Raw genomic sequence first — 25460 nt, forward strand, 5'->3', positions numbered from 1 at the left:
CCGGCCCTATGGCGACCGGCCGCAGCGTTCCTACAACGACGATCGCCCCGCTCGCCCTTATGGTGACCGGTCGCAGCGGTCGTTCGGTAACGACCGGCCCGCGCGTGACGACCGTCCGCGTACCGACCGGCCGCAGCGTTCCTACGGCGACGACCGGCCCGCTCGCCCCTACGGTGACCGGCCGCAGCGGTCCTTCAACAGTGACCGGCCCTCGCGGGACGACCGGCCGCAGCGTCCCTACCGGGACGACCGTGCCGGTGGTGGCGAGCGGCCTCAGCGGTCGTTCGAGTCGCGGGACGGGCGGGGCACCCCGACCCCCCAGGGGTCCAGGGCTCGCTTCGGCAAGTCCGACCGGTCGGAGCGCAATGACCGGCCGGCGCGCCGTGATGGCGTACAGACCGTGGGAAAGCCTGTGCGGCCCAAGGCGGCGGCGCAGCCTTTCAAGACCTCGGCTCAGCCGAAGCGGGACCCCGAGTTCTGGGAGCCCGGCTACACCGACGAGCGCGACACCACCGAGGTTCCCGGTGGCGAGCGGCTGCAGAAGGTGCTCGCGCAGGCGGGCGTCGCGTCGCGGCGGGCCTGTGAGGACATGATCGGCGAGGGTCGCGTGACCGTCGACGGTCAGGTCGTGCGCCGGTTCGGCGCCCGGGTCGACCCGACCAAGCAGATCATCCACGTCGATGGCAAGCGCATCCCGACCGCGCCCGACCTGGTCTACTACGCGCTCAACAAGCCCATCGGCGTCGTCTCCACGATGGAGGACCCGGAGGGGCGGCCGTGCCTGGCCGACTTCGTCCAGGAACTCGCGCCTCGGCTGTTCCACGTGGGGCGGCTCGACACCGAGACCGAGGGGCTGCTGCTGCTCACCAACGACGGTGAGCTGGCCCACCGGCTGACCCACCCGAGCTACGGCGTGTCGAAGAAGTACTGGGCGAAGGTCCCCGGCCCGATCCAGCGTGACCTGCACAAGACGCTGCGCAACGGGATCGAGCTGGAAGACGGCCTGGCCAAGGTCGACTCCTTCAACGTCGTCCAGGAGCACGGTCAGCAGGCGCTCGTCGAGATCGTCCTGCACGAGGGGCGCAAGCACATCGTGCGCCGCCTGCTGGAGGAGACCGGGCACCGCGTGATCGACCTGGCCCGCATCGAGTTCGGGCCGGTCAAGCTCGGCCGTCTCAAGCCGGGGACGATCCGCGCGCTCAGCCTGCACGAAGTGGGCGAACTCTACGCATCCGTCAAGCTGTAGCCTTTGCGGACGATCAGATAGGAGTCAGGCATGGTCAGGGCGGTACGCGGCGCGATCCAGGTCGACGGGAACGATCGTGATTCGATCATCTCGGGTGCGACCGAACTGGTCACAGAAGTCATGGAGCGGAACAGGCTCACCACCGACGACGTGATCAGCGTGATCTTTACCGCCACGCCCGACCTGACCGCCGAGTTCCCGGCACTGGCCGCCCGTAAGCTGGGCTTCCACGACGTGCCGCTGATCTGCGCCACCGAGATCGACGTGCCGGGCGCGCTGCCCCGCGTCGTGCGGCTGATGGCCCACATCTCCGTCGACCGGCCGCGCCAGGAGATCCACCACGTCTACCTGCGCGGCGCGGTCGCGCTGCGGGTCGACATCGCTCAATAGACAGATCACCGAGGTAATTCCATGACCGAGGGTGGCTCACTCACCAGTGCCCTGGTTGTCGGCACGGGCCTCATCGGCACGTCGCTGGCGCTGGCACTGCGCCGCCGTGACATCAGGGTGCTGCTGGCCGACCGTGACCCGGGGGCCGCGCGGCTGGCCAGCGAACTGGGGGCCGGCCAACCCTGGGACGGCACCGAGCGGGCCGACATCGCGGTCATCGCGGTGCCGCCGCAGTTCGTCGCGGAGCAGTTGCTGGAGCTGCAGAAGACCGAGGCGGCCCGCTTCTACACCGACGTGGCCAGCGTGAAGGCCCTGCCGATCGCGCAGGCCTCGGTGCTGGGGTGTGACCTGTCGACGTATGTGGCCGGGCATCCCCTGGCCGGGCGCGAGAAGTCCGGTCCCGGCGCGGCCCGGGGAGATCTGTTCCTCGGCCGCCCGTGGGCGCTCTGCCCGACGGTCGAGTCGGGCAAGGACGCCCGCGACGCCGCGTACGAACTCGTCGCGCTCTGCGGGGCCAACCCGGTCACCGTCGGGGCCGAGGAGCACGACCGGGCCGTGGCGCTGATCTCGCACGCGCCTCACGTGACGGCGGCGGCGGTGGCCGCCCGGCTGGCCGACGCCACCGACACGGCGCTCGGCCTCAGCGGTCAGGGGGTCCGCGACGTCACCCGCATCGCGGCCAGCGATCCCGCCCTGTGGACGGGCATCCTGTCCGGGAACGCCACCCCGGTGGCGGAGGTCCTGGAGGCGGTCGCGGCCGATCTCCACACGGCGGCACAGTCGCTGCGGGAGTTCGCGATCGACGGCACGGCCATGAACGAGGTCACCGACCTGCTCCGGCGGGGCGTGACCGGAACCGGCCGCATCCCCGGCAAGCACGGCGGCCCGGCGCGCACCTACGCGGTGGTCCAAGTGGTCATCGGCGACCGTCCGGGCGAGCTGGCCCGGCTGTTCCAGGTGGCCGAGCAGGCGGGGGTCAGCATCGAGGACGTGCGCCTGGAGCACGTGCCGGGGCTGCCCCTGGGCGCGGTGGAGCTGTCGGTCCAGCCGGAATCGGCGGCGATCTTCGCGTCGGCGCTGCGGGCGCAGGGCTGGCAATTGCAGGGGTGACCCCTGGGCGCCGGTAGCCTTCTGGAGTCGCAACACATACGAGAACAGGGGAGTGGACCGTGCCGGGTCTGGTCGTCGCCATGGACGGGCCTTCGGGGTCGGGCAAGTCGAGCGCGTCACGCGGAGTGGCTCGTGCGCTGGGCCTGCGTTACCTCGACACGGGGGCGATGTACCGGGCGGTCACCTGGTGGGTGCTCGACCAGGGCATCGACCTGACCGACGCCGAGACCATCGCGGCCCGCGCGGGCGAGCCCGTGCTGGAGATGTCCACCGACCCCGAGAAGTCCGGCGTCACCGTCGGCGGGATCGACGTCAACGCGCCGATCCGCGAGGCGGTCGTGACCGGTGCCGTGTCGGCGGTCGCGGCGGTTCCCGAGGTCCGCGCCCGGCTGGTCGCCCTCCAGCGTGAACTGATCGCCGCCACCCCCGAGGGCATGGTCGTCGAAGGCCGGGACATCGGCACCGTCGTCGCCCCCCAGGCCCCCGTCAAGATCTATCTGACCGCCAGCGCCGAGGCCCGCGCGCGGCGGCGCAACGCCGAGCTGACCGGGTCGACCGTCGAGGCGCAGGTGGCCGACATGGCCCGCCGCGACACGCTCGACTCCACCCGCAAGGCCGACCCGCTCACCATGGCCGCCGACGCGGTCGAGGTCGACACCACTGAGCTGGGGCTCGACGAGGTCATCGCCGAGATCCTGCGGCTCGTGAAGGAGCGCGCCCCGATCGAGGCGCGCTGACAGGAGGAATGCCGCGATGAGCGCGGAGTACGACGACGACGGCTGGATCGAGTCCGAACTGGCCACCCTCGACGAGGGAGGCTTCGACGAGGAGCCCGATTCGGGTCCGCTGCCCGTCGTGGCGGTGGTGGGTCGCCCCAACGTGGGCAAATCGACCCTGGTCAACCGCATTATCGGCCGCCGGGAGGCGGTCGTCGAAGACGTGCCCGGAGTGACCCGTGACCGGGTCACCTACGACGCCAACTGGCGGGGCCGCAGGTTCACGCTCGTCGACACCGGCGGGTGGGACCCCGACGCCACCGGCATGGCCCTGAAGATCGCCGAGCAGGCGCAGATCGCGGCCGAGCTGGCCGACGTGATCCTGTTCGTGGTCGACGCCACGGTCGGGATCACCGACTCCGACGAGGCCGTCGGCAGCGTGCTGCGCCAGGCGGGCAAGCCGGTCGTCCTGGCCGCCAACAAGGTCGACAACCAGATGGTGGAGCTGGAGGCCAACGAGCTGTGGTCGCTCGGCCTCGGCCAGCCCCACCCGGTGTCGGCCCTGCATGGCCGCTCCAGCGGCGACCTGCTCGACGTCGTGCTCGAGGCGCTGCCCGAGACGCCGCCGCTGAAGTTCGGCGACGAGCGCGGCCCGCGCCGCGTGGCGCTGCTCGGCAAGCCCAACGTGGGCAAGTCGTCGCTGCTGAACCGGGTCGCCGGTGAGGAGCGGGTGCTGGTCGACCCGATGGCCGGCACCACGCGTGACCCGGTCGACGAGCTCGTCGAGCTCGGCGGGCAGACCTGGCGCTTCATCGACACCGCCGGCATCCGGCGGCGCGACCGCGAGCTCAAGGGCGCCGACTTCTACGCCGCCATGCGCACCCGCGCCGCCCTGGAGCGGGCCGAGGTGGCGATCGTGCTGATCGACGCCTCCGACGTCCTCACCGAACAGGACCTGCGGATCATCTCGCTGGTCATCGAGTCGGGCCGGGCCATGGTCGTGGCCTTCAACAAGTGGGACCTGGTCGACGAAGACCGGCGCTACTACCTGGAGAAGGAGATCGAACGCCAGCTCGTCCGCACCCCGTGGGCGCTGCGCGTGAACATCTCCGCCAAGACCGGCCGCCACGTCGAGAAGCTGGTCCCCGCCCTGGAGCGGGCGATCGACTCGTGGACGACCCGCGTGCCCACCGCGCGGCTCAACCAGTTCCTCACCGAGCTCGTGCAGGCGACCCCGCCGCCGGTCCGGAGCGGCAAGCAGCCGAAGATCCTCTTCGGCACCCAGGCCGCCACCGAGCCGCCGAAGTTCGTCCTGTTCACCTCGGGCTTCCTCGAGGAGACCTACCGCCGCTTCATCGAGCGGCGGCTGCGCGAGGAGTTCGGCTTCGAGGGCTCCCCGATCGCGGTCACCATGAAGATCCGGGAGAAGCGCAAGAAGTAGCACCACCGGGCCGCGCCGGGCGAGCGTGGGTGCGGAGAAGCCGTGGCGTGCGGCGATCTCGGCCCACTCCGGTGCGGCTCGTGAAGTGCCGGGATGGGTTCAGGGGCCTGTGATGGTGGTGCAGGCCCTACCATCGGCCGGGTGTACGCGGGATCGTGGGGAAGTGCCGCTGATTCCTAAGTTGATGGGCATGAGAACACATCTGCGCCGCCTGGCCGCCGACACCGGCTACCTGCTGCTGGGCTTCCCCCTGGCGACGGTCGCGTTCTGCCTGATGGTCGCCGGGCTCTCCGCCGGAGCCGGGACCGTCGTCGTTGGTGTCGGCGTGGCCGTCCTTTCGGTCACGCTGCTCATCGCCCGCCTGTTCGGTGACCTCGAAAGGGGTCGCATCGCGCTGGTCCTCGACCGGCCGGTGCCCCGTCCGCACTATCCGGCGCCGCCGGTCGGTGCCGGGTGGATCCGCCGGCTGGTCAACCCGATCGTGACCCCCCAGTCGTGGCTCGACGCGCTGCTCCTGTTCATCATGTTCCCGGTCGCGATCGCGACGTTCGTCGTCACGACCGTGATGTGGGCGCTGGTGCTGAGCGGGATCACCTATCCGATCTGGGGCTGGTTCACCAGCCGGATCCCCGGCAACAACGATCTGCCCGAGCTGCTGGGCCTGCCCGGCGACTACCTGTCCAACATCCTGTTCTACGCGGTGCTGGGCATCATCGCGGTGTTGGTGATCTTCCCCGTGGTCCGGTTCATGGCCACGTTGCAGGCCAACCTGAGCCGGACCATGCTCAGCGGCATGGCCGAGCTCCAGGGCCGCATCGACCACCTCACCGAGGGCCGGCACGCCGCCGCCCACGCCGAGGCCGACGCGCTGCGGCGCCTGGAGAGGGACATCCACGACGGGCCGCAGCAGCGGCTCGTCCACCTGGCGATGGAGTTGTCGCGGGCCCAGCGGCTGCTGGAGCGCGACGCCGAGGCCGCGTCGACGACGATCGGGCAGGCGATCACCGCCACCCGGGAGACGCTCGACGAGCTGCGGGCCCTGTCGCGGGGGATCGCGCCGCCGATCCTCGCCGACCGGGGGCTGAACCCGGCGCTGTCCGCGCTGGCCGCGCGGTGCACCGTGCCGGTCGAGCTCGACGTCCGGATCGAGGAGCGGTTCGCGGCGCTGGTCGAGAACACCGTCTATTTCGTCACCGCCGAGGCGCTCACCAACGTCGCCAAGCACAGCCGGGCCACCGTGTGCCGGGTCATGCTCGACCGCACGGGTGACTCGCTGCTGCTCACCATCGGCGACGACGGCGTGGGCGGGGCCCACGTCGCCAAGGGCCACGGGCTGTCGGGTCTGGCCGACCGGCTGCGCGCGGTCGACGGTGAGCTGTCCGTTCGGTCCCCGGCCGGGGGACCGACCCTGATCGTGGCGGAGGTTCCGTGCGGGTAGTGGTGGCCGACGACGCCGTGCTCATCAGAGAGGGTCTTGTACGCCTTCTCGAGGAGTTCGGCTGTGAGGTGGTCGCGACGGTGGGCACGGGCGAGGAGCTCGTGGCCGCCGTCGCGGCGCATCGGCCCGATGTGTCCGTGGTCGACGTGCGCATGCCGCCGACCTTCACCGACGAGGGCCTGCGCGCGGCCGTTTCGGCCCGGCAGAAGATCCCCGGGGCGCCGATCCTCATCCTGTCCCAGTACGTCGAGGTCTCCTACGCCGACGACCTGCTCGCCGACGCCCGGGGCGGGGTCGGCTACCTGCTGAAAGACCGCGTGATCGACGTCGAGGAGTTCATGGCCGGGCTGCGCCGGGTCGCCTCCGGCGGGACCGTCTTCGACCCGCAGGTCGTCTCCCAGCTCATGGTCCGCCGCCGCCGCGACGACCCGGTGGCCACGCTGACCCCGCGGGAGCGGGAGGTCCTGGAGCTGATGGCCGAGGGCCGCTCCAACCCGGCGATCGGCCGCCATCTGGTGGTCAGCGACGGCGCGGTGGAGAAGCACATCCGCTCGATCTTCGCCAAGCTCGGCCTCTACGCCGACGACGCCGACCAGCACCGCCGCGTGCTCGCGGTGCTGGCCTTCCTCCGCTCCTAGGCGGGGTGGTTGCCCGCCGGGCCACCGATGTCGAAGGGGGTGGTGATGCCCTCGTACGCGAGATGAAACTCCATGCCCTGCACGGCATGGGCCAGGTCGTGGCAGTGGGACATCCACAGGCCGGGGTTGTCGGCGGTCAGCGCGACCTCCCAGACCTCGCCCGGTTCGACGTCGAAGGTGTCGACCAGCATCCCGTTGGCGGGCTCGCCGTTGCGCGACAGCACCTCGACGTGGTGACCGTGAGGGTGCATCGGGTGCAGGTCGCCCGAGCGGTTCACGATCGTGATCTTGATGCGTTCGCCCTCGCGGACGACCGGGGTCGGGATGTTCGGGTAGCCCTTGCCGTTGACCGTGTGGGCCAGCCTCGGCAGCCCGTCGACCATGGCGAACGTCTTGTCGAGCACCCAGACGATCTCCTGGTCGAACGTCTCCGACAGCTCGGGGCGGGAGCCGTACCGCGTGACGTCGAGGAGGTCGCCGGTCGCCGGGGCGGCCTGGCCGTTGAGCGCCAGGCCCGGGTGGCCCTCGACGCTCAGCAGCACCGGGCCGTCGGGCATCGTGAAGGTCAGGTCGTAGCGTCCACCGGCGGCCAGCTTGAGACGGCGGTTCTCCAGTGGGGTCGCGCCCGGGAGGTCGCGGGCGTCGACCGCTTCCAGGCGGAACGGGACCCCCGACAGGCCCAGGGTGACGGGCAGGCTGTTGGTGTCGGCGATCCGCAGGCGGACCCTGCTGCCTGGGGGAACGGTGCCGGTGACCCGCCGGTCGGTGGCGGGGGCGCCGTCGAAGGCCATCGTCTGGACGTTCCCGTACGCATGGAGCGCCACCGTGTGGTCGCCTTCGGCCGGGGCCACGATGAGCAGGCCGAACAGGCCCTTGGCCACGGCGATGCTGGAGTTCTGGTGGGAGTGGTACCAGTACGTGCCGGGATCGTCGGCTTTGAAGCGGTAGACGTGTTCGCCGCCGGGCTTGACGGCGTCCTGGGTCACGCCGGGCACCCCGTCCTCCCCGGCGGGCACGTCGTAGCCGTGCCAGTGGATCGTCACGCCCTGGTCGCCGGGCAGTTCGTTCCGGAGGGTCACCTCCAGCGTCTCGCCCTGTTCCACCCGCAGGGTCGGCCCGGGGTTCTGGCCGTTGAACGACCACGTCTCGACGGTCCGGCCTCCGACGGTCACGTGGGAGAGCTGCGCCGTCAGAGTGAATTTGCGGGCGTTGGGGTCGGGTTGACCGCGGAGGGAGGCCAGTGAGATGCCTCCGGCGGCGGCCTCGTGGCCCGCGTGCATGGCCGTACCCGAGAAGCTTCCGGTGATCGCCCACACGATGCCGGTGAGGGCCACCGCGAACCCGGCGATCCGCCACCGGTCGCCGCTCCCGCCCGCGACCAGCCGCCACGCCAGGGCCGCCGCCCCGCCCGAGACCAGCATGAGCACCAGGGCCGACGACAGGGTCACCGGGTAGGAGATGAGCACGTCGCAGGCCACCCCGGCGACCGCGCCGATCGCGGTGAGGATCAGGGGGTAGACCCTGCGCGGGTCCCGGTCACGCCGCAGGAGCGCGGGGAGGGTGGTCGCGAGGGCGTACACCATCGGGACCAGCAACAGGGGCAGGGCCAGCAGGATCTTCTCGGCGGCGAACCACCAACCGGCCCGCAGGAGCAGCAGTGTCAGCGCCACCCGCACCCCGCTCACGACGACCACCCCGGCGCACAGCGCCAGGGCGGCCAGACGGAGACGCGGATCGTGCGGCGGCCGGAACGCGGCGAAGGCGCACCCGGCCGCGGCCGACCACAGCACGGCGGCCACGACCAGCGCGATCTGGTCGAGGCCGCCGGTGAGCGCGGTGGTCACGCGACGGCGACCGGCGTCGCGGGCGCGGCCTTCGTCAGGGCGCGGGCCTGCTTCATCAGCACGACCGACGCCCACAGGATCGCCACGCCGTCGAGCGCGTGGAAGCCGAGCACGAACAGGCTCGCGGTGGTGGTGCTGTCGTCCCCCGCACCGGCCAGCGCGGCGATCTCGAAGATCACGAACAGCTGCACCGCGACGAGCAGGAACGGCGTGATCGACAGCAGGATCAGCCGGCCGCCGGCCTTGGCGATGGCCGCCACGATCGTGGTGAGGATCGACAGCAGCGGGAGGACCATCGTGCCGTTGAGGATGTGCGGGGTGATCGCGGCGTCCTCGGCGCCGAGCGCGGGCGCCGGCCGCTCGAAGGCGCCGAACGTCGCGAAGTAGAACTGGGCGATCACGGACACGAACATGATCACCGTGAAGACGAAGAAGACCTTACGCATATGGGAGCCCCCAGACAGAGTGGTGTCGCTGGCGCCAACTGTGGGCCAAGGGGTGTCCCGAGCACATGGGACGAGCGTCCTGACCGGCCGGGATGGCGCCGGAATCGATACTCGTCCGGGTCTGTGGAGGCGGCTTGAGTATCCCCCTACTCCATCGCCAGGGCCACCACGGCACCGATGGCGCAGAGGACCGCGGTGATGAGGAAGATCTCCGAATATTCGGTGTGCAGGGCCGCCTTCACCGCCTGGGTGTAGACCTCAAGCTGTTTCTGGTACGTCTCGGGCGCCACCCCGAACGGCAGGGGGGTGTCGAGATCGGCGGTGAGCGTCTGGAACCGGTGGAACCCATAGGCCGACAGCGCCGCCACCCCGAGCAGCATGCCCATCATCCGCGCCACCACGACCGCCGCAGACGCGACGCCGTGCTGCACGGCAGGGATGGTCTTCAGGATCGCCGAGCTGACCGGCGCGATGACCAGCCCCAGCCCGATCCCGGCCACGATCAGGTCGATGTCCATCGACAGCCCGCCCGGCGTCACCGGCCACCCGCTGATCCGCACGTAACCCGCCGTCGCGATCACCATGCCGACCACCGTGACGAGCCGTTCGGAGTATCGCCGCGCCAGCGCGCCCCCCGCGAAGGCGGCGACCGCGAGCGCGACCAGGAAGCGCGTCAGCACCAGCGCCCCGCCGGTCGCGTCGGTCCCGAGGAGGGTCTGCGCCACGAGCTGCACGTCGACGAGCGTCACCAGCAGCGCCGCCCCCGCCAGCAGGCTCACGGTCAGCGTGGCGAACACGGGCCGCTTCCTGATGCCCGCGAGATCGAGGATGCGCGTGCGGGTGCGCAGCTCCCAGGCCACGAACACCGCCAGGACCACGGCCCCGGCGATGATCGCCGGGATGCCCCACGAGGGCAGCACCTGCCGGTCGGGTTCGGGGTTGTAGAGCCCCGCCACGAGCAGCCCCAGCCCCAGGGCCAGCAGGACCCCGCCGGGAACGTCGACCTTCGTGGTGGTCCTGGTCCCGGCCGGTACGTAGCGGTGCACCGCCACCGCCGCCAGCGCGGTCAGCGGCAGGTTGATCCAGAAGATCGTGCGCCATCCGTCGAGGAACCCGACCTGGACGGCCGCGAGCCCGGCGCCGTAGAGGGGGCCCAGCACCGCCCCGAGCTCCTGCGCCGCCCCGACCGCGCCGAGGGCGGTCGGCCGCCTTCTCTCGTCCCACAGGTCGCCGATCAGGGCCATCGTGATCGGCAGCAGCGCCCCCCCGGCGATGCCCTGGACCGCGCGCCCGGCCGTGATCAGCGGGATCGAGGCGGCCAGCGCCGTGATCAGCGACCCGAGGGCGAACCCGGCCAGGCAGGCCTGGATGACCGCCCGCCGCCCGAACCGGTCGGAGAGCTGCCCGAGCAGGGGCATCGCGGCGACATAGCCGAGCAGGAACCCGGTGACGACCGGCGTCACCCGCTCCAGCCGGTTGACCGCCACCCCGGCCGACGCCGCGATGTCGACCAGCACGGTGACGACCACATAGGCGTCGAGCGCGGCCAGCAACACGGCCGCCCCGGTGACCCCGAGGACCATCCGCCGGTCGGACCGGGACCCCGCTTCCACAGATTCCACGAGGCAGAGGCTAACCGCTGGAACCGCCGGAAACGCACGCGCGATCAGACCGCCGGGGCTTCGATCGTCACCGGGGCGTCGTAGTTGGTGAGGGCCACTTTGACCGTGCCGCCGTTCAGGGGCAGGTCGATGGAGGTCACTCGGCTGGTCGCCTTGTCGATCAGCAGCGTTCCGGGCTGGTCGCCGGTCACGCCGGGGACGATCTTCTTCAGCGGGTCGCCGGGCAGGGTCACCGAGACCTTGTAGGACTCGCCCTGTTCCTCGATCTTCGATCCGGTCGCCGACGACAACAATGTCGGGACCGCCGTCACGACCGCGCTCGGGTCATAAAGGGCCGCCAGCTGTTCGCGGGACATCGACTTCTGGAAGCCGCCCGTCGGGCCCTTGATGTAGACCGAGTCGCCGGCCAGGACGAACTCCAGTTCCTGGAGCGCTCCGATCATGATCTGGAGCTTGCCCTTGGCGTCGCCCTCGCGGGTCAGGTCGCCTTCGGCGGTCTTCACGGGGATGGGCGGGTTGCCCTCGGTCGTCAGGGAGAAGGCCACCGTCTTCACGGCGCTCATGGCGGTCGCCGACTTCTTCAGGACGTCGGGCGCCGCCGGGAGTCCGCCCTCGGTCGTCGAGGAACAGGCCGTGACAAAGGCCACCAAGGCCGCCAAGCACAGGATTCTTCTCACGCCAGGGATGCTAGCCGCCGGAACGTCACTTGCTCTGGAGATGTGTCACGACCGGTGTGTAGATCTCCTCGACCGCCCGGATCTGCCCGGGTGTGAGCAGGTTGATGAAATGGGCGCGCACACCGGCCACGTGGTCGGGGGCCACGCGTTCGATCGTGTGGTAGCCGAGGGGGGTGAGGACCGCGAACGTTCCACGGCGGTCGTCGACGCAGAGTTCCCTGGTGACCAGGCCGGCCGTCTCCATGCGGGAGATCTGGTGGGACAGGCGGCTGCGCGACTGGACGGTGGCGTCGGCCAGGTCGCTCATGCGCATACGGTGGTCGGGGTGCTCCGAGAGGTTGACCAGGATCTCGTAGTCGTTGAACGACAGGCCGTGCTCTTGCAACTCACGGTCGAGGCGGTGGGTGAGGAGCCGGTGGGCCGTCAGGTGGGCCCTCCAGGCACGCTGCTCGTCGGCCGTCAGCCAGCGGGGGTCTGCCATCCCACCAGTCTAAAGATCGCCAGTCACAGTCGTACACGGGAGCATGACAACATGTCGAGCATGAACGACAAAACCGATGGTGGTGACTCCCTCCTCACGGTCGTCGTCGCAGGTGGGGCCAATCTCGCCATCGCCGTCGCCAAGTTGGTGGCGGGCCTGGTCGGCGGGTCGGCGTCGATGCTCTCCGAGGCCGCGCACAGCGCCGCCGACACGGTCACCGAGGTGCTGCTGTTCACGGCGATCAAGCGCGGGGAGAAGCCCGCCGACCGGGGTCATCCGCTCGGCTACGGCAATGCCGCCTTCCTCTGGGCGCTCATCGCGGCCTGTTTCACGCTCGTCGTGGGGGCCGGGTTCTCCGTCACCCACGGGTTCCACACGATCTTCGACGGTGAGGAGCTGACCGACTTCACCCTCTCCTACGTCGTGCTCGCGGTCTCGTTCGTGCTCGAAGGCGTCTCGATGTTCCAGGGGCTGCGGCAGCTGCGGCAGTCGGCCTCGCGGTGGGAGACGCGGCCCTTCGCGCTGCTGCGGCGCACCTCCGACACGATGCTGAAGGCCGTCGTGCTGGAGGACAGCGCGGCGCTGGCGGGCATCGTGATCGCGGGCGCCGGGCTCGGGCTGACGCAGCTCACCGGGAACACCGTGTTCGACGGGATCGGCTCTGTGCTCATCGGGCTGCTGCTGCTGTTCGTGGCGGTCACGCTGATCAGGGCGAACGCCAGCCTGCTGCTCAACCGGTCGGCGTCGCCCGCGCTCGAAGGGCGCATCCGCGAGCATCTCGAGGTGCTGCCCGAGGTCGAGCGGATCGTCGAGCTGCTGACCGTGCTCATCGGGCCCAACCGGATATTGGTCGCGGCGCGCATCGACTTCGTCGACGAGGCGACCGGGGCCGCGCTCGAAGCGGCGTCGGCCACGGTCGAGCGCACGCTGCGCAGTGAGTTCCCGGAGATCCGCGAGGTGTTCCTCGACCCGACCTCCTCGGCCGAAGACCGGCCCTAGCCGCCGATGAGCTGGAGTTCCCCCGGCTCATCGAAGATCGCGGTGGCGATCACGGTGCCCGAGGTCCACTCGACCAGGTGACGGCCTTCCCATTCGTGTGTACGACCCTCGAAAGGGACCTTCGACAGATCGACCTCCCGTAACCGGTCGAGGGCCAGCTCACCCCGTTTGACCAGCGCCTCCTTGCGCACCCACTGGCGGATCAGCCGCCGGTTGTCCAGCCCGACCAGCCCGGCCTCGGCGGGCGTGAGGGCGAGTGCGACCAGGTTCTCGTCGGCCTGCCCGCCGGTCGCGTGCTCGGCGTCCACGCCGACCTTCCCGGGGCCCGCGGCGGCGGTGACGTATCCGGCGGTGTGGGCCAGGCTGACCGACAGTTCCGGGGCCTCGGTGATGAAGGGGCGGCCGTGCGGGCGGCCGCAGCGGTCGCAGCGCTGTTCGAGGGTGAGCACGCACGCGCGCATGTCGAGGATCTTCGCCGCGCAATATCGGACCAGCAGATGGGCCGCCACGAAGTCGAGCCGGTCCTGCTCCCGGGTGAACCGGTCGGCGCGGGCCTGCTCGGTCTCGGTGAGCGTCCCCCCGACGGCGTCCAGGACTTCGTCGGTGTAACCGGCGACGGCCAGTGGGGCGCGCATCACCTCAGCGTATTGGAGGTATATGTCGATCAAGTGAACTACGGGGGGTAAGCAATGGGCCGGTCGAAATGTCTGAGTGTGCTGGTGGGGGCACTGGTGGGAGCCTCGCCGGGGGCGGCGTTCGCGGCCGATACGGGGGACGGTCCGCGTCCGGAAAGGTTCACGCAGCGTGACCGTCAGGACACCCCGAAGCCGGGTACGACGAGCGCGGCGAACCGGCGGCTGCAGAAGGATCTGTCCGCTCTGGGCTACTTCACCGGGCCGTGGAACGGCGTCTACGGGCCCGACATGGCGCAGGCGATGTTCGCCGTGCAGAAGGTGAACGGGCTCAAGACCAACGCCCGCTGGAGCGAGGAGGTGGCCAGGAAGATCCGCAAGGGCTGGGCCCCCGCCGCCCGCAGCACGAGCGGGAACCTCGTCGAGGTCGACCTCCAGCGGCAGCTGCTGATGGTCGTCAGGGGCGGCAAGGTGGTCAAGGTCTTCAACACCTCCAGCGGCAACGGCAAACCGTACGGCGGCGGGAAGATCGCCACCACGCCCCGGGGGGTGTTCACCGTCCAGCGCCAGGTGAACAAGATGGAGAAGTCGCCGCTGGGCCTGCTCTACCGGCCGAAGTACTTCCACGGCGGCTACGCCATCCACGGGTCGGTGTACGTCCCGCCGAAGCCGGCCTCGCACGGGTGCGTGCGGGTGTCGTACGAGGCCATGAACTGGCTGTGGAAGTCCAACAGCCTGCCGGTCGGCGGGCGGGTCTGGGTCTACTGAAGCCCCGCCAGCCACGTCTCGATCTCCACCGACGAGCGGGGGAGCGCATCCGACATCAGGCGGGCGCCGTCGGCGGTGATCACCAGGTCGTCCTCGATCCGCACGCCGATGCCGCGCAGCTCGGGGGGCAGCGTGAGGTCGTCGGGCTGCAGGTAGAGGCCGGGTTCGACGGTCAGCACCATGCCCTCTTCGAGCACGCCGTCGAGGTAGGTCTCGGCCCTGGCCTTCGCGCAGTCGTGGACGTCCAGGCCCAGCATGTGGCCGCTGCTGCAGAGCGTGTAGCGGCGGTAGAGGCCCGTGTCGAAGTCGGACTTCAGGCCCCAGTCGGCCAGGCCGTCGGCGATGACGCGCATCGCGGCCTGGTGGAAGTCGCGGAAGCGGGCCCCCGGCCTCAGTGTCGCGATGGCGGCGGTCTGGGCGTCGTACACGAGGTCGTAGACCTGGCGCTGGATCGGCGAGAACCGTCCCGCCAGCGGGAAGGTGCGGGTGACGTCGGCGGTGTAGAGGCCGTCGCTCTCCACGCCCGCGTCGAGGAGCAGCAGGTCGGCGGGGTTCAGCGGGCCGTCGTTGCGGATCCAGTGGAGCACGCAGGCGTGCGCGCCGGAGGCCACGATCGAGTCGTAGCCGGTCGCGTTGCCCTCCAGCCGCGACCGCAGGCCGAAGATCCCCTCGATGTACCGCTCGCCTCGGGGGTGCTTCAGCGCCTGGGGGAGGGCGCGGACGACGTCCTCGAAGCCGCGCGCGGTGGCGTCGACGGCGTGCTGGAGCTCGGCGATCTCGTAGTCGTCCTTGATCAACCGCATCTCGGACAGGTGGGAGGTCAGCTCGGGGTCCTGCTCCAGGGTGCGCCCACCCGGGCGGAAGTCGTCGATGTGGGCGGTGTCCAGGTCGTACAGGGAACGGGCCTCTCCCAGATCCGGCCGGCGGCCCACCCAGAACTCGCCGAAGCGCCGGTCGCGGTAGAACTCCTCGCCCTCCGACCGGGGCGAACGGGGCCGCAGGTAGAGGACCGCCTCGCCGGAGGGCTCGATCACCAGCACGTCGCCGGGCTCCTGCGCGCCGGTCAGATAGGTGTACGCGCTGTGCGCCCGGAACCGGTAGTCGCTGTCGTTGCTGCGGACCTTCAGGTCTCCGGCCGGGATCACCAGCCGCTCACCCGGGAACCGCAGGGCCAGCCTGGCCCTTCTCTTCCTGGTGTACGACGCCACGGGCAGCTGGGGCAGATCGTCCCGATGGGTGTCGGCCCAGCCCGTCGTCATGAACGCGGCCAGCTCCGGCGTGATCGGCAGGTCATGGGAACCGGTGTTCTCGGTCGTCGTCATGACGTCGCATGGTATTTCACATGCCACCGGCACATTAAGAGGAATTTCGGCGAATGTGAAATTCCTTGGCCAGAACCACCCCCTCCCCTTGACGCGGCGTCGTCACGGACTGTTGCCTGAGGAGACAAGCCAGAAGGGTGGTGTCGATTGCTCATCGGGACGATCGTGCAGGGAAAGGGCACCCGAGTGGTGACCGTTTCGCCGAATGCCACTGTGACCGAGCTGCTCAGCCTGCTGGCCGAGCACAACATCGGCGCCGTGGTGGTGTCGGCGGACGGGCAGACCATCTCCGGCATCGTGTCGGAGCGGGACGTCGTCCGGCACCTGCACCAGCGCGGCGGAACGGTGCTCGGCGAGCCCGTTTCCAGCATCATGACGGCCGAGGTCCGCACCTGTGGGCCTGACGAGAACGTGGAAGATCTACGGAAGACCATGACCGTCCACCGATTCCGGCACGTCCCGGTCGTCCAGGACGGTCGCCTCGTCGGCATCGTCAGCATCGGCGACGTCGTCAAGACCGCGATCGAGGAACTGGAGGCCGAACGGGCCCACCTCGTCGGCTACATGTACGGCTGACCTCCTTGTTTTCGGGGACGAAGAGCCCGGCGGGATCACCCGCCGGGTTCTTGCCGTTTACTGGACGGTGATCTTGTCGACCTCGACGGTGACGCCCTTCACCTGCTCGGTGGAGGTCGCCGTCGTGACCGTGCCCTCACCCGCCGACACACCCTTGACCTTCAGGGTGTAGGTCAGCGACTCGCCGGGCGCGCCCGGCGTGCTGGTGACCCGGTAGTCGGAGGTGGCGCCCGAACCGGCCGCGACCCGGCCGCCCCGGGTGCCGTCGGAGTTCTCGGCGCCGATGGTCAGCCCGTAGGCGTCGCCGGGGTAGGCGATCGGCGACGGGTAGGTGAAGGTGACGTCCTCGCTGCCGTTGACGCCGATCCAGGCCTGGAACGTCTTCACGTCGGTCGTGCCGAAGAGATGGAGCCGCCATTCGACGACGATCCACGAGGAGACGCCGTCGGTCAGCGTCGTCGCGTAGACGCCGGGCGCGCCGGTGCCGTCGAGGTCGGTCCAGAACGGCGCCAGCACCGCGTTCGGCCGGTCGGCGTCGGGGAGGTCCTGCGGGACGAAGGCGACGTCCTGCGACCCGTCGGTCCCGCCCGCGACCAGATAGCCGTTGGACGTGATGCCCAGGCGGTTGTACGTCCGCCCCGCGAAGCGGTAGTCGGGGACGGTGAAGTTGAGCGCCTCCTCGTCGCCGACGGGGGTCGGGGCGACGCCGAACCCGTCGAGCGGGATGTAGCCGAACAGTTCGCCCGGGGCGATGGCCGGGGCGTCGGGTTCCCGGCCCGCCAGCGTCTTCTTCGTGGTGGCGATCTGGGTGCCGACCTTGGTCGCGCCGGTGACGGAGTTGAGGCGCAGTCGCGCGTTGAGCGTGCTCAGCGCGGTGACCTCGGTGTCCTGCAGGGTGTCGTTCCGTACGGTCACCGTGCAGGTCGACTCGCCCGTGTTGCGGGGGATGCTCACCGGGGCGCAGGTCTGCTCGACCGGCACGGCGCCCTCGCCGCGGACGAACGCCACCGGGAGGTGCTGCTGCCGGTTGCCGCCGACCTGCTTGAGGTCGACCTGGCCGAAGTACTGCCCGTCGGGCAGGTCGGGCGCCGCGATCACGATCTGCACGCTCTGCGTCTTGCCCGGCTTGACGGTGAACAGCGGCGGGATCACCACGATGGACGCGCCGGTGACGGTCTTGCCGGTGGCCGCGTAGGTGAGGCTCCTGTCCGTGGCGTTCTTGAAGGTGCGCTTGGCGGTGATGAGGCCCGGCATGGTCGTGGCGTTCACCGACGGCAGGTTCAGGTCGATGCGGTTCAGCGGGTCGGCCGCCGAGGCCGCGAAGTTCTCCGCCGACTCGTCGAGCGTGAGCGCGGTGTCGCCCGCCTTGGTCAGGTCGATGCGGCCGCCGCCGGTGTCGAACGGGTCGGCCGGGGTGGTGCCGTTCTGCTTGGTCACCGCGGTCGTGGCGGTCGTCTCCAGAGCGGTCTTGACCTGGCCGGGCGTCCACGTGGGGTGCAGCGCGAACAGCAGCGCCGCCGCGCCCGCGACGTGGGGTGACGACATCGAGGTGCCCGCGATCGCCATGTAGAGGTTCCCGGAGGGCCCTTCGAGGGGGGACTCGGGAGTCGGCGTCGTACCGGCGAGAACGTGCAGGCCGGGCGCGGTCACATCGGGCTTGAGGAAGTCGCCGCCGGGCCCGCGCGAGGAGAACGTGGTGATCCGGTCACCCTGCCACGTGGTCTTGGCGCCCCGGGTGAACGAGGCCGTGCCCGCCGGATTCGCCGCCTTCCACGCGAGGAACTGGTCGGTGGCGGGCTTGTCGATGTGCACCGTCGGCAGCCAGTGGTTGTCGGTCATCACGTCGAGCGGTTCGGCGTTGTAGAGGATCATCCCCGCCGCGCCGCCCTGCCGGACCTGGAACCCCTTGAGCACCCGGTTCGGCCCCCGCTGACAGGCCACGATCTTCCCCGTGAACAGCCCCGGAGGCGGCGTGTTCAGGCACAACGCGTCGCTGTACGGCGGCGCCGACGCCAGCACCACCGCCCGCGCCGGCGTGACCCCGTCGGTCACCGACGCCCCCTTGACGGTGGTTCCGCCCGACAGCGACACCGTCGACTGGAACGTCCGCGACTGAGTGGAAGCGGCCACAGTGGTCACCCATGGGCTGAGGTGCTCGGCCGTCGCCGCCCCCGGCCCGGAGTTCCCGGCCGAGGCCGCCACGAACACCCCCGCGGCATAGGCGTCGAGAAACGCCAGTTCCACCGGGTCGCTGTACGGATCCGCCCCGCCCCCGATCGAGAAGTTGATCACCCGCACCCCGTCGAGGATCGCCTGCGCCACCGCCTGCGCCGAGTCGGACTGGTAGCACCCGCCGTTCCCGCACACCTTGTAGACCGCGACGTGCGCCGCCGGTGCGATGCCGTGGATCGGCCCCCGCGAGATCCCGAGCGGATTGGCGTCCGTCACCGGCCCCCCGGCCGAGGTCGTCGCGGTGTGGGTGCCGTGCCCGTTGGAGTCACGCGCGCTGTCGGGGTAGACCTCCCCGCCCACCACGGCGTTGTACGTGTCGAGGAACGGCTGCCCCGAGATCAGCTTGTGGTTGCACGCGAACACGTCGGCCGCCGGGGTCAGCGGATTGTCACCGAAGTCGCAGGTCCGCGCCGTGCCGTCGGCCTTGGCCGGGGGAGCGGGCAGCCCGCCGTCCGCGAACTGCGGATGCTCGGGCCACGCGCCGGAGTCGAGGATCCCGACGATGACCCCCTTGCCCGAGCTGGACGCCCCGCCCAGCTTCGAGTAGATCGTCGGCGCCCCGATGAAGGCCGGGCTGGAGTCGGAGAGCGGCTGCACCAGCTTGTCCTCCTGGACGGCCGCCACCCCCTTGATCTTCAGCAGCTCGGCGGCCTTGTCGGCCGGGATCGTCAGCGCGAGCCCGCCGTAGACGGTCCGCAGCTTCTGGCCGACCTTTGCGCCGCCCACGCGTTTGGGCAGCTCGGCGAGGAAGGTGTTCTCGATGCCCTCGATGTGCTTCAGGTAGTTCCTGGCCGCCGTACTGCGAAGATCGAGGTTCCTGCCGGTGACCGAGGGCGAGGTGCCAGGCAGGCCGTCGATGCCGCCCTCATAGGCGGCGAGCGCGTCGTAGTCGAGCTTGACCACGACGTTCACGGGTTTCGCCGACCGCGACCTGACCAGCGCGGCGTCGCTCCTGGCGAGCTGACCCGAGGCCGACTTCGCGCCCGTGACCCGCTCGGGGTTGGTCAGCGGGGTGGCGGTGAACTCCTTCGGGGGAGCGGGCTTCGCCTGCGCCGGGGGTGACACCGCGACCACCAGGGATAAGGCGGCGGCTGTGGCGGCTAACCGTGACTTTTTGGACACGTAACCTCCCGTTAGGGGTGTGGGACTGGTGACATGGTCTCCCTGTGCGATGGGTTCGATGCGGAACGTGACCATTTTGGAACGAGCGGTGACCGCTGACTTAGACTCCGACCATGAAGCTGAAGCTTGACCTTCATGACATCTTCAACAAGGGCGACCAGATCGACAGGGCGCTGCGGGGGATCATCCAGGAAGCCATCGACAAGAAGGCGACCGAGGTCGAGATCATCCCTGGTAAGGGGTCGGGCCAGCTGAAGAAGAAGGTACTGCGCTTCCTCGATCAGAAGGAGATCAAGGCGCTGTACCACCGCATCGACAAGGACGCGAAGAACCACGGCCGTCTGTTCGTGTACTTCAAGCACAAGTAAGCGGACCGCCCTATCCGCCCTTCAGGAGGGCGGAGGCCGGGCAGAGCTCTCCACGGGCCGCCGGGCGCGGTCAGTTGATCGAGGGGGCCCGTATGGAGCCGGTCCGCTCCGGGTCGCCTCTGCCCATCTTCGGGATCACGCACATTGACATTTCCGGCATTGGGGTAATAGCGGCCATAGCCCACATTGTCCCCGTCGCACCCCACTGGCAACACGAGAGGGCCTGATTCGCCGGCGCTTTCATTGGTGGCCGATTGGGTGGTCATTCAATGGCAGAGCGTTACACGGAAGACATATGCGGCATGCTCAAATAAGGGGGATTCGCGGTTCGGGGGAAATCCAGAGAGGGCGGACTGGATGACGGCCCAGGGGGACTATTCCGACGAGGAACTCGTCGAGCTCACGAAAACGATCGAGAACCGGCGGGAAGCATACGAGCGCATATTCGCGCGATACGCGAAAGACGTGTTGCGCGTGTGCACGGCGGGACTCGATCTGGCCCGCGCCGAAGACGCCGCCCAAGAGTCGTTCATGGTCATGATGCGGAAGGTCGGCACGGCCGGCGGCCCCGACAAGCTCTGGCCCTGGCTCTACGGAGTGGCGAGCAGGAAGGTGCTGGAGGCCCGCCGCACTCCTTCTGTTCTGGTGACGCCGGTCGAACTCCCGGAGCAGTGGTCCCCTCCCGACGACGACCGTACCGACGAGAAGGTGTGGCGGGCCGAGGTCCTGCGCCTGCTCGGCATCGTGGTGGCCGGGCTCACCGGCCCCCAGCAGGAGGTCTACGACCTGGCCGTGCGCAGGGAGTTGACCGGGCAGGCCCTCGGCGACGCGCTGGGGATCACCGCCACCCGGGCCAGCCGGTTGAGCTACGACGTCAAGCAGGTCGTCAAAGACGGGTTCACCGCTCTCGTGCTCGCGCACCACACGCAGTACCTGTGGCGGGCCGGGCGGGGCGCCGAGGCGTGCCAGGACCTGCTGGGCGTCATGCGGATGTGGAACCGGGACAACGGTGTCTGGACCGCCCGGACCTTCCCCGCCGAACTCCGGCACCGGGTCGCCGGCCACATGCACGCCTGCCCGGCCTGCCTGGGCGAGAAGGACCGCCTGGTCAAGCCCTACCTGCCCGGCCTCATCCCGGTACTGCTCGTCCCCGCGCTGGCCGACCGGATGGCGGAGGAGTTCACGAAGGTCTCCGGCGAGGAGGATCTCGGCTCCACCGAGCCGCGTGGACGGGCGAGAGGCAGGCGGCGCGATGTCATGGCTCCCCTGCGTCCGCCGTCGGCCGCGCGCCCACGGGTCTCCAAGCGGCTGTCCGGTACGAGAGTGGGAAACACGCTGGTCGCGGCGCTCGTGCTGGCCCTGCTGGCCGGGGTCGGATGGGTGTGGACGCAGTCGGCGTCACCGGCCGACCCGCCGCCGGCCGCCGCGGAGGTCCGGCCCGCCGACGTGTCCAGCGACGACCCTGACGTCACCCCCCACGGACGCGGCGCCCGATCCCACTCAGACTGCGGCGCCGCCTCCCGTTGCCACGCCCGGTGTGACTGCTAGTCCAAGTCTTCTGGGGAACGGGCCGGGTCCCACGCGGCCCGTGACACCCCCGGCCGTCATGACGCCCCCGGCCGGAGTGCTGCAACGGCAGGAGGCGTACGACATCGCCCTGACCGGCTTCGGAGCGGGCGAGACCATCGTCATCCGGGGAGATCCCTCCCCAGATTCGACGAGCGTGGCCGCCGAGGCCGACGGGACCGCGACGGTCCGGCTCACCGTCGGCGCGGCAGTGGACGCGAACGAGTACACGATCACCGCGACCGGGCAGGAGACCGGCACCGTCGCCCGGGGGACCGTCGTCGTCATCGTGCCCGAACTCACGGTGGCGGCCGCCGAGATCGACCTCGGCGGGGACGTCGCGGTCGACGGGTCGGGGTTCCCGCCCAACGCCGAGATCACGCTGAACGTCAGCCCCGGTGGCCAGACCGTCCAGGCCTCCACCGACTGCTGCTCTGGGACGTTCGAGGTCGATTCGCCGGTGTTCACCACCCCGGGGACGTACACGATCCAGGCTGTGGGCTTCGCCGCCCAGGCCCAGGTCTCGGTACGTCCCCCGCCCTGCGTGCTCACGCTGACCATGACCTCCCGCGACGTGGTCGTTCCCGCCGACCCGCCTTTCGCGGAAAGGACGGACTCCGTTCCCGTCCTTTCGGCGACCGGGCTCCCCGCCGGTGCGACGGCGACGTTCACTCGTACCGAGAACGGGGTGAGAACGTTGATCCGCACCGTCGTCGCCGACCAGAACGGCGCGGCCACGACCGATACGCCTTTCTCCACGGGCACATTCGTCGTGTCCGCGAACGGTTGCGAAGACGGGACCCATGTCGTGCGCGCGCCACGGATCAACTGACGCAGCGGGCGGAGGTGTCCACGGCGAAGTCGAGAAACCGCAGGGTCCCGCTGCCGCCGCGCAGCGGGAGACCTGCGGAGATCCGTACACAGGCACGCTGCTTGGCGGCTCTGGCCAGGGTCTCGGCGAAGTCGTCGATGACCTCCTCCACGGTCTGCCCGCAGGCGAACTGACCGACCCGCGACTTGATCTTCGTCGCGGTGCACACGCCAAGAGCGACCAGTTCGATCACCACGTCGCCGACGAGTTCCGGAGTCGCCGCCACCCGGACGCCCACCTGGCGGGTGACCTCCCGGCCCACGGTGAAGCGGCAGACGCCGTCTCCGCAGATCGGTGGGCCGATCGGGAGCGCCATCTGGGATGTGGTCAGCGCCGCGAACGTGTCCGGGCCGGCCTTCCCGTCGACCGTCAGGCCATGCTCGCGCTGGAAGTCCCGGATGTTCCGCTCGGTCTGCGAGCCGTAGAATCCGGTGACCCGCTGGCCGGGGTGACCGTTGGACCGCAGGGACCGCTGGACCATCTCGACGCAGGGCGTCTCACCCGGCTGATCGACCGAGCCTCTTTTCAGGACCGGGCAGTCATCGGCCGCTCCCGGCAGATCGGGAATGAGCACCGAAATGACGGAAACGGCCAGCACCGCCAGAACTACCGACCACACGAAGTTCACTAATCCCTTGACCACCCGCATGGCGAGGCCTCCGACTCGACCATGGCGCCCGTTTTGGGCGCCGTTCGAGTAGAGGTGCGGAATGATCTAGAAATCTCCCCCTCTGGACGAATAAATCTTGAAATGAATTTCGGCGTGCGCGGCCCCCGCCGGGTCGCCGCGCAGCGGACTACTGGAAACCCGCATTCATTTCGAGCACGAATAAGGCGGAGCCGCGAAGAAGCTCTCCACGGCCCGGCAGGCGCGAGGCGAGGCTGTTAGCATTCGCCCGTCCGCTGGGAAGGGGGAGCACTTCGCCATGAAGTACACCGTCTCGATCGAGATCGCCCTGCCGCTGGAGAAGGTGGCCCAGCTGCTCGCCGACCCGGCACACCTGCCGAAATGGCTGCGGGGCCTGGTGCTGCACGAGCCGCTGAACGGGGTGCACGGGCAGGTCGGCACGAGGTCGCGGGTCGTGCTGCAGATGGGGCAGCAGAAGATCGAGGCCACCGAGACCATCACGCGCCGGGAACCGGCGGACCTGCTCGGCATCCCGGCAGGGAGCGTCGTCCACTTCGAGCGCGAGATCGTCGGCGAGGGCATGTGGAACGCCGTGCGTGACCGGCTGACCGAGGCCGGTCCGGAGACGACGCTCTGGGAGAACGAGAACGAATTCCGGTTCGGCGGCCTGCTGATGCGGGTGATGGGGCTGCTGATGCCCGGCGCCTTCCGCAAGCAGTCGCTCCAGCACATGCGGGATTTCAAGGCGTTCGCCGAGCAGGGCAAGGACGTGCGCGAAGCGGAAGACTGATCGTTCAAAACCATTGATGCGCATCCGTCATCATTCGCGCATCTATGAAAAACGCCACATTCTCCGCTGTACGAGGTCGCTTCCAATGGAGTCCCATCCCCCACGGACACCGGGATCTCCATGCGCATCCGATCGGCGGCTCTGGCCGTACTCCTGACATCGTCCCTGTTCATCGCCACCCCGGCGAGCGCGGCGCTGCGCGTCGCCGATGACATCAACGTCGACATCGCCACCGCGACGAAGGCGACGAACGCCTACTGGGCCCGCAACTGGACCCAGTTCTTCCGGGGCACCTACCAGCCCCCCAACGTCTTCGGCTCCTTCCAGCGCGGCAAGCGGAACCCGCCCGCCTGCGGCGGCAGCCGAACCGGGTTCGGCAACGCCTTCTACTGCGTGCCCGGCGACTTCATCGCCTGGGACTTCGACCTCATGGCCAGCGGCTACCGCTCCGGTGACGCCTGGGTCTACCTCGTCATCGCCCACGAGTGGGGGCACGCCGTCCAGGCCAGGATCCAGCGCTCCCTCGTGCACCGCGCCGCGGAGTTACAGGCCGACTGCTTCGCCGGCGCCACGCTGTTCGGCGCCGCGGCCCAGAAGACGCTCCTCTTCGAGGACGGTGACGTCGCCGAACTCCGCAACGCCCTGGCCCGCATGGGCGACCGCACCCCGTGGACCGACGTCGGCGACCACGGCTCGGCCGAGCAGCGGATCGCCTTCTTCAACCGGGGCGCCGAAGGCGGCGTCCGCGCCTGCCTGCCCACGGCGTCCCAGCCGTCAAGGTAGACAATCTGATCGGCGCCGCTGCGCGCGGTGAACCTCGGCAGCCATAAGGAGATCTTCATGCCGGACCTGCGCGCAGTGCGCACCGCCCCCGAGCCCCTGACGCTGGCCCTCGACCTGATCGTCGTCTACACCGACCGGCTCGACGCCTGCCGCGCCTTCTACGCGGGCCTCGGCCTGGTCTTCGAGAGAGAACGGCACGGCTCCGGCCCGGAGCACTTCTCCACGACGCTCGGATCGACCGTTCTCGAGCTCTACCCCGCGGGCGACAAGCCCCCGACCGGCCGCCTCCGCCTGGGCCTGAACCTCTCCGCCGGTTCGGGCCTCCGGCCCGGTTCGCACACCCTCAACGACCCCGATGGCCGGACGGTCGTGCTCACCGTCACATAGCCGGGGCCCGGTAGCCCGGTACCGACGGCCACCGCACCGTCAGCACGACCGACTCCTCCTCGGCGACCCACGAGTGGTCGACGCCGCCCCAGACCAGATAGTCGCCCTGTTTCTCCAGCACCACGTCCTGGTCGCGCAGTTCCATGCGGAAACGGCCGCTGATCAGGACGATCATCGCCGTTCGCGACTCGCCGGTGACCCATTCGGCCCTGGTCTCGCCCTTCGGGTGGACGCCCCACTTCACTTCGACCTCGTCGCTGTGCCGGGCGTCGCCGGACGGACGGAAGTGGCCGAGCAGCCAGCCGCGGTCCAGCAATGCGTCGGCGTTGGCGTTGCCCACGTACACCCGTTCTGTCACGAGCCGCGA

26 protein-coding genes are annotated in these 25460 nt (G+C 69.9%); 16 read left to right on the forward strand and 10 right to left on the reverse strand.

Features of this window, described 5'->3' with window-relative positions:
* The 7 genes from ACYQ78_RS03520 to ACYQ78_RS03550 form a co-directional block, all read left to right on the forward strand.
* A partial coding sequence (locus tag ACYQ78_RS03520; RefSeq protein WP_459799183.1) for a pseudouridine synthase occupies positions 1–1246 on the forward strand: 1246 nt, incomplete at its 5' end.
* 30 nt (positions 1247–1276) lie between these two features.
* Positions 1277–1636 (forward strand): chorismate mutase, encoded by a 360-nt coding sequence (gene aroH / locus ACYQ78_RS03525; RefSeq protein ID WP_459799184.1) that lies wholly within the window; start codon positions 1277–1279, stop codon positions 1634–1636.
* Positions 1637–1657: 21 nt separating this feature from the next.
* Positions 1658–2746, forward strand: coding sequence for a prephenate dehydrogenase (locus ACYQ78_RS03530; RefSeq protein ID WP_459799185.1), 1089 nt, complete (start codon positions 1658–1660; stop codon positions 2744–2746).
* Positions 2747–2805: 59 nt separating this feature from the next.
* Entirely contained in the window at positions 2806–3483 is a 678-nt protein-coding gene (gene cmk, locus ACYQ78_RS03535) for a (d)CMP kinase (RefSeq protein ID WP_459799186.1), read from the forward strand.
* A 16-nt stretch (positions 3484–3499) separates the two neighbouring features.
* Positions 3500–4903 carry a ribosome biogenesis GTPase Der gene (gene der / locus ACYQ78_RS03540; RefSeq protein ID WP_459799187.1) on the forward strand — a complete coding sequence of 468 codons (1404 nt, stop codon included), beginning with the start codon at positions 3500–3502 and terminating at the stop codon, positions 4901–4903.
* Positions 4904–5093: 190 nt separating this feature from the next.
* Positions 5094–6341: a sensor histidine kinase gene (locus ACYQ78_RS03545; RefSeq protein ID WP_459799188.1), complete on the forward strand. Its 1248-nt coding sequence runs from the start codon at positions 5094–5096 to the stop codon at positions 6339–6341.
* A complete protein-coding gene (locus ACYQ78_RS03550; RefSeq protein ID WP_459799189.1) occupies positions 6332–6979 on the forward strand; it encodes a response regulator in 648 nt (215 codons plus the stop codon). Before ACYQ78_RS03545 ends, ACYQ78_RS03550 begins: the two co-directional genes overlap by 10 nt.
* On the opposite strand, the gene ACYQ78_RS03555 is transcribed toward ACYQ78_RS03550, so the two are convergent.
* The 5 genes from ACYQ78_RS03555 to ACYQ78_RS03575 all read right to left on the reverse strand — a co-directional run bounded on the left by ACYQ78_RS03555 (position 6976) and on the right by ACYQ78_RS03575 (position 12049).
* Entirely contained in the window at positions 6976–8823 is a 1848-nt protein-coding gene (locus ACYQ78_RS03555) for a multicopper oxidase family protein (RefSeq protein ID WP_459799190.1), read from the reverse strand. The two genes, ACYQ78_RS03550 and ACYQ78_RS03555, sit on opposite strands and share 4 nt — an antisense overlap.
* Positions 8820–9269 carry a DUF6220 domain-containing protein gene (locus ACYQ78_RS03560; protein WP_459799191.1) on the reverse strand — a complete coding sequence of 150 codons (450 nt, stop codon included), beginning with the start codon at positions 9267–9269 and terminating at the stop codon, positions 8820–8822. The genes ACYQ78_RS03555 and ACYQ78_RS03560 overlap by 4 nt, the downstream gene beginning before the upstream one ends.
* Positions 9270–9415: 146 nt before the next feature.
* Positions 9416–10891 carry an MFS transporter gene (locus ACYQ78_RS03565; protein WP_459799192.1) on the reverse strand — a complete coding sequence of 492 codons (1476 nt, stop codon included), beginning with the start codon at positions 10889–10891 and terminating at the stop codon, positions 9416–9418.
* Positions 10892–10935: 44 nt separating this feature from the next.
* Positions 10936–11568 carry an LppX_LprAFG lipoprotein gene (locus ACYQ78_RS03570; RefSeq protein WP_459799193.1) on the reverse strand — a complete coding sequence of 211 codons (633 nt, stop codon included), beginning with the start codon at positions 11566–11568 and terminating at the stop codon, positions 10936–10938.
* Between the two features lie 25 nt (positions 11569–11593).
* Positions 11594–12049, reverse strand: coding sequence for a MarR family winged helix-turn-helix transcriptional regulator (locus tag ACYQ78_RS03575; RefSeq protein ID WP_459799194.1), 456 nt, complete (start codon positions 12047–12049; stop codon positions 11594–11596).
* A 60-nt stretch (positions 12050–12109) separates the two neighbouring features.
* On the opposite strand from ACYQ78_RS03575, the gene ACYQ78_RS03580 reads away from it, so the two are divergent.
* Positions 12110–13048: a cation diffusion facilitator family transporter gene (locus ACYQ78_RS03580; protein ID WP_459799195.1), complete on the forward strand. Its 939-nt coding sequence runs from the start codon at positions 12110–12112 to the stop codon at positions 13046–13048.
* Here ACYQ78_RS03580 and ACYQ78_RS03585 read toward each other — a convergent pair.
* On the reverse strand, positions 13045–13683 hold the full coding sequence (locus ACYQ78_RS03585) for a 4'-phosphopantetheinyl transferase family protein (protein ID WP_459799196.1): 639 nt from the start codon (positions 13681–13683) through the stop codon (positions 13045–13047). The two genes, ACYQ78_RS03580 and ACYQ78_RS03585, sit on opposite strands and share 4 nt — an antisense overlap.
* 84 nt (positions 13684–13767) lie before the next feature.
* Here ACYQ78_RS03585 and ACYQ78_RS03590 point away from each other — a divergent pair, with 84 nt between their 5' ends.
* Entirely contained in the window at positions 13768–14448 is a 681-nt protein-coding gene (locus ACYQ78_RS03590; RefSeq protein WP_459799197.1) for a L,D-transpeptidase family protein, read from the forward strand.
* On the opposite strand, the gene ACYQ78_RS03595 is transcribed toward ACYQ78_RS03590, so the two are convergent.
* Positions 14442–15770, reverse strand: coding sequence for an aminopeptidase P family protein (locus ACYQ78_RS03595; protein WP_459799198.1), 1329 nt, complete (start codon positions 15768–15770; stop codon positions 14442–14444). The genes ACYQ78_RS03590 and ACYQ78_RS03595 overlap by 7 nt on opposite strands.
* A gap of 147 nt (positions 15771–15917) precedes the next feature.
* Here ACYQ78_RS03595 and ACYQ78_RS03600 point away from each other — a divergent pair, with 147 nt between their 5' ends.
* Positions 15918–16346 (forward strand): CBS domain-containing protein, encoded by a 429-nt coding sequence (locus tag ACYQ78_RS03600; RefSeq protein ID WP_459799199.1) that lies wholly within the window; start codon positions 15918–15920, stop codon positions 16344–16346.
* Positions 16347–16403: 57 nt separating this feature from the next.
* Here the strand turns inward: ACYQ78_RS03600 and ACYQ78_RS03605 are convergent, their stop codons facing one another.
* Positions 16404–19700: a S8 family serine peptidase gene (locus ACYQ78_RS03605; RefSeq protein WP_459799200.1), complete on the reverse strand. Its 3297-nt coding sequence runs from the start codon at positions 19698–19700 to the stop codon at positions 16404–16406.
* Positions 19701–19813: 113 nt separating this feature from the next.
* Here ACYQ78_RS03605 and ACYQ78_RS03610 point away from each other — a divergent pair, with 113 nt between their 5' ends.
* The 3 genes from ACYQ78_RS03610 (at position 19814) to ACYQ78_RS03620 (ending at position 22466) form a co-directional block, all read left to right on the forward strand.
* Positions 19814–20068: a Smr/MutS family protein gene (locus ACYQ78_RS03610; RefSeq protein ID WP_459799201.1), complete on the forward strand. Its 255-nt coding sequence runs from the start codon at positions 19814–19816 to the stop codon at positions 20066–20068.
* 357 nt (positions 20069–20425) lie between these two features.
* On the forward strand, positions 20426–21616 hold the full coding sequence (locus ACYQ78_RS03615) for an RNA polymerase sigma factor (RefSeq protein WP_459799202.1): 1191 nt from the start codon (positions 20426–20428) through the stop codon (positions 21614–21616).
* A 40-nt stretch (positions 21617–21656) separates the two neighbouring features.
* Complete coding sequence (locus tag ACYQ78_RS03620) at positions 21657–22466, forward strand: hypothetical protein (RefSeq protein WP_459799203.1); 810 nt, start codon at positions 21657–21659, stop codon at positions 22464–22466.
* Here the strand turns inward: ACYQ78_RS03620 and ACYQ78_RS03625 are convergent.
* Positions 22459–23124, reverse strand: coding sequence for a peptidoglycan-binding domain-containing protein (locus ACYQ78_RS03625; RefSeq protein WP_459799204.1), 666 nt, complete (start codon positions 23122–23124; stop codon positions 22459–22461). The genes ACYQ78_RS03620 and ACYQ78_RS03625 overlap by 8 nt on opposite strands.
* A 307-nt stretch (positions 23125–23431) precedes the next feature.
* Between ACYQ78_RS03625 and ACYQ78_RS03630 the strand changes: the two genes are divergently transcribed.
* The 3 genes from ACYQ78_RS03630 (at position 23432) to ACYQ78_RS03640 (ending at position 25093) form a co-directional block, all read left to right on the forward strand.
* Positions 23432–23923: an SRPBCC family protein gene (locus ACYQ78_RS03630; RefSeq protein ID WP_459799205.1), complete on the forward strand. Its 492-nt coding sequence runs from the start codon at positions 23432–23434 to the stop codon at positions 23921–23923.
* Positions 23924–24043: 120 nt separating this feature from the next.
* Positions 24044–24706, forward strand: a complete 663-nt coding sequence (locus ACYQ78_RS03635) for a neutral zinc metallopeptidase (protein WP_459799206.1) — start codon at positions 24044–24046, stop codon at positions 24704–24706.
* Positions 24707–24763: 57 nt separating this feature from the next.
* Positions 24764–25093 (forward strand): glyoxalase/bleomycin resistance/dioxygenase family protein, encoded by a 330-nt coding sequence (locus ACYQ78_RS03640; protein ID WP_459799207.1) that lies wholly within the window; start codon positions 24764–24766, stop codon positions 25091–25093.
* On the opposite strand, the gene ACYQ78_RS03645 is transcribed toward ACYQ78_RS03640, so the two are convergent.
* Positions 25086–25451, reverse strand: coding sequence for a cupin domain-containing protein (locus ACYQ78_RS03645; RefSeq protein ID WP_459799208.1), 366 nt, complete (start codon positions 25449–25451; stop codon positions 25086–25088). The two genes, ACYQ78_RS03640 and ACYQ78_RS03645, sit on opposite strands and share 8 nt — an antisense overlap.
* Between the last annotated feature and the right edge of the window lie 9 nt (positions 25452–25460).

The organism is Herbidospora sp. RD11066 (assembly GCF_054661255.1).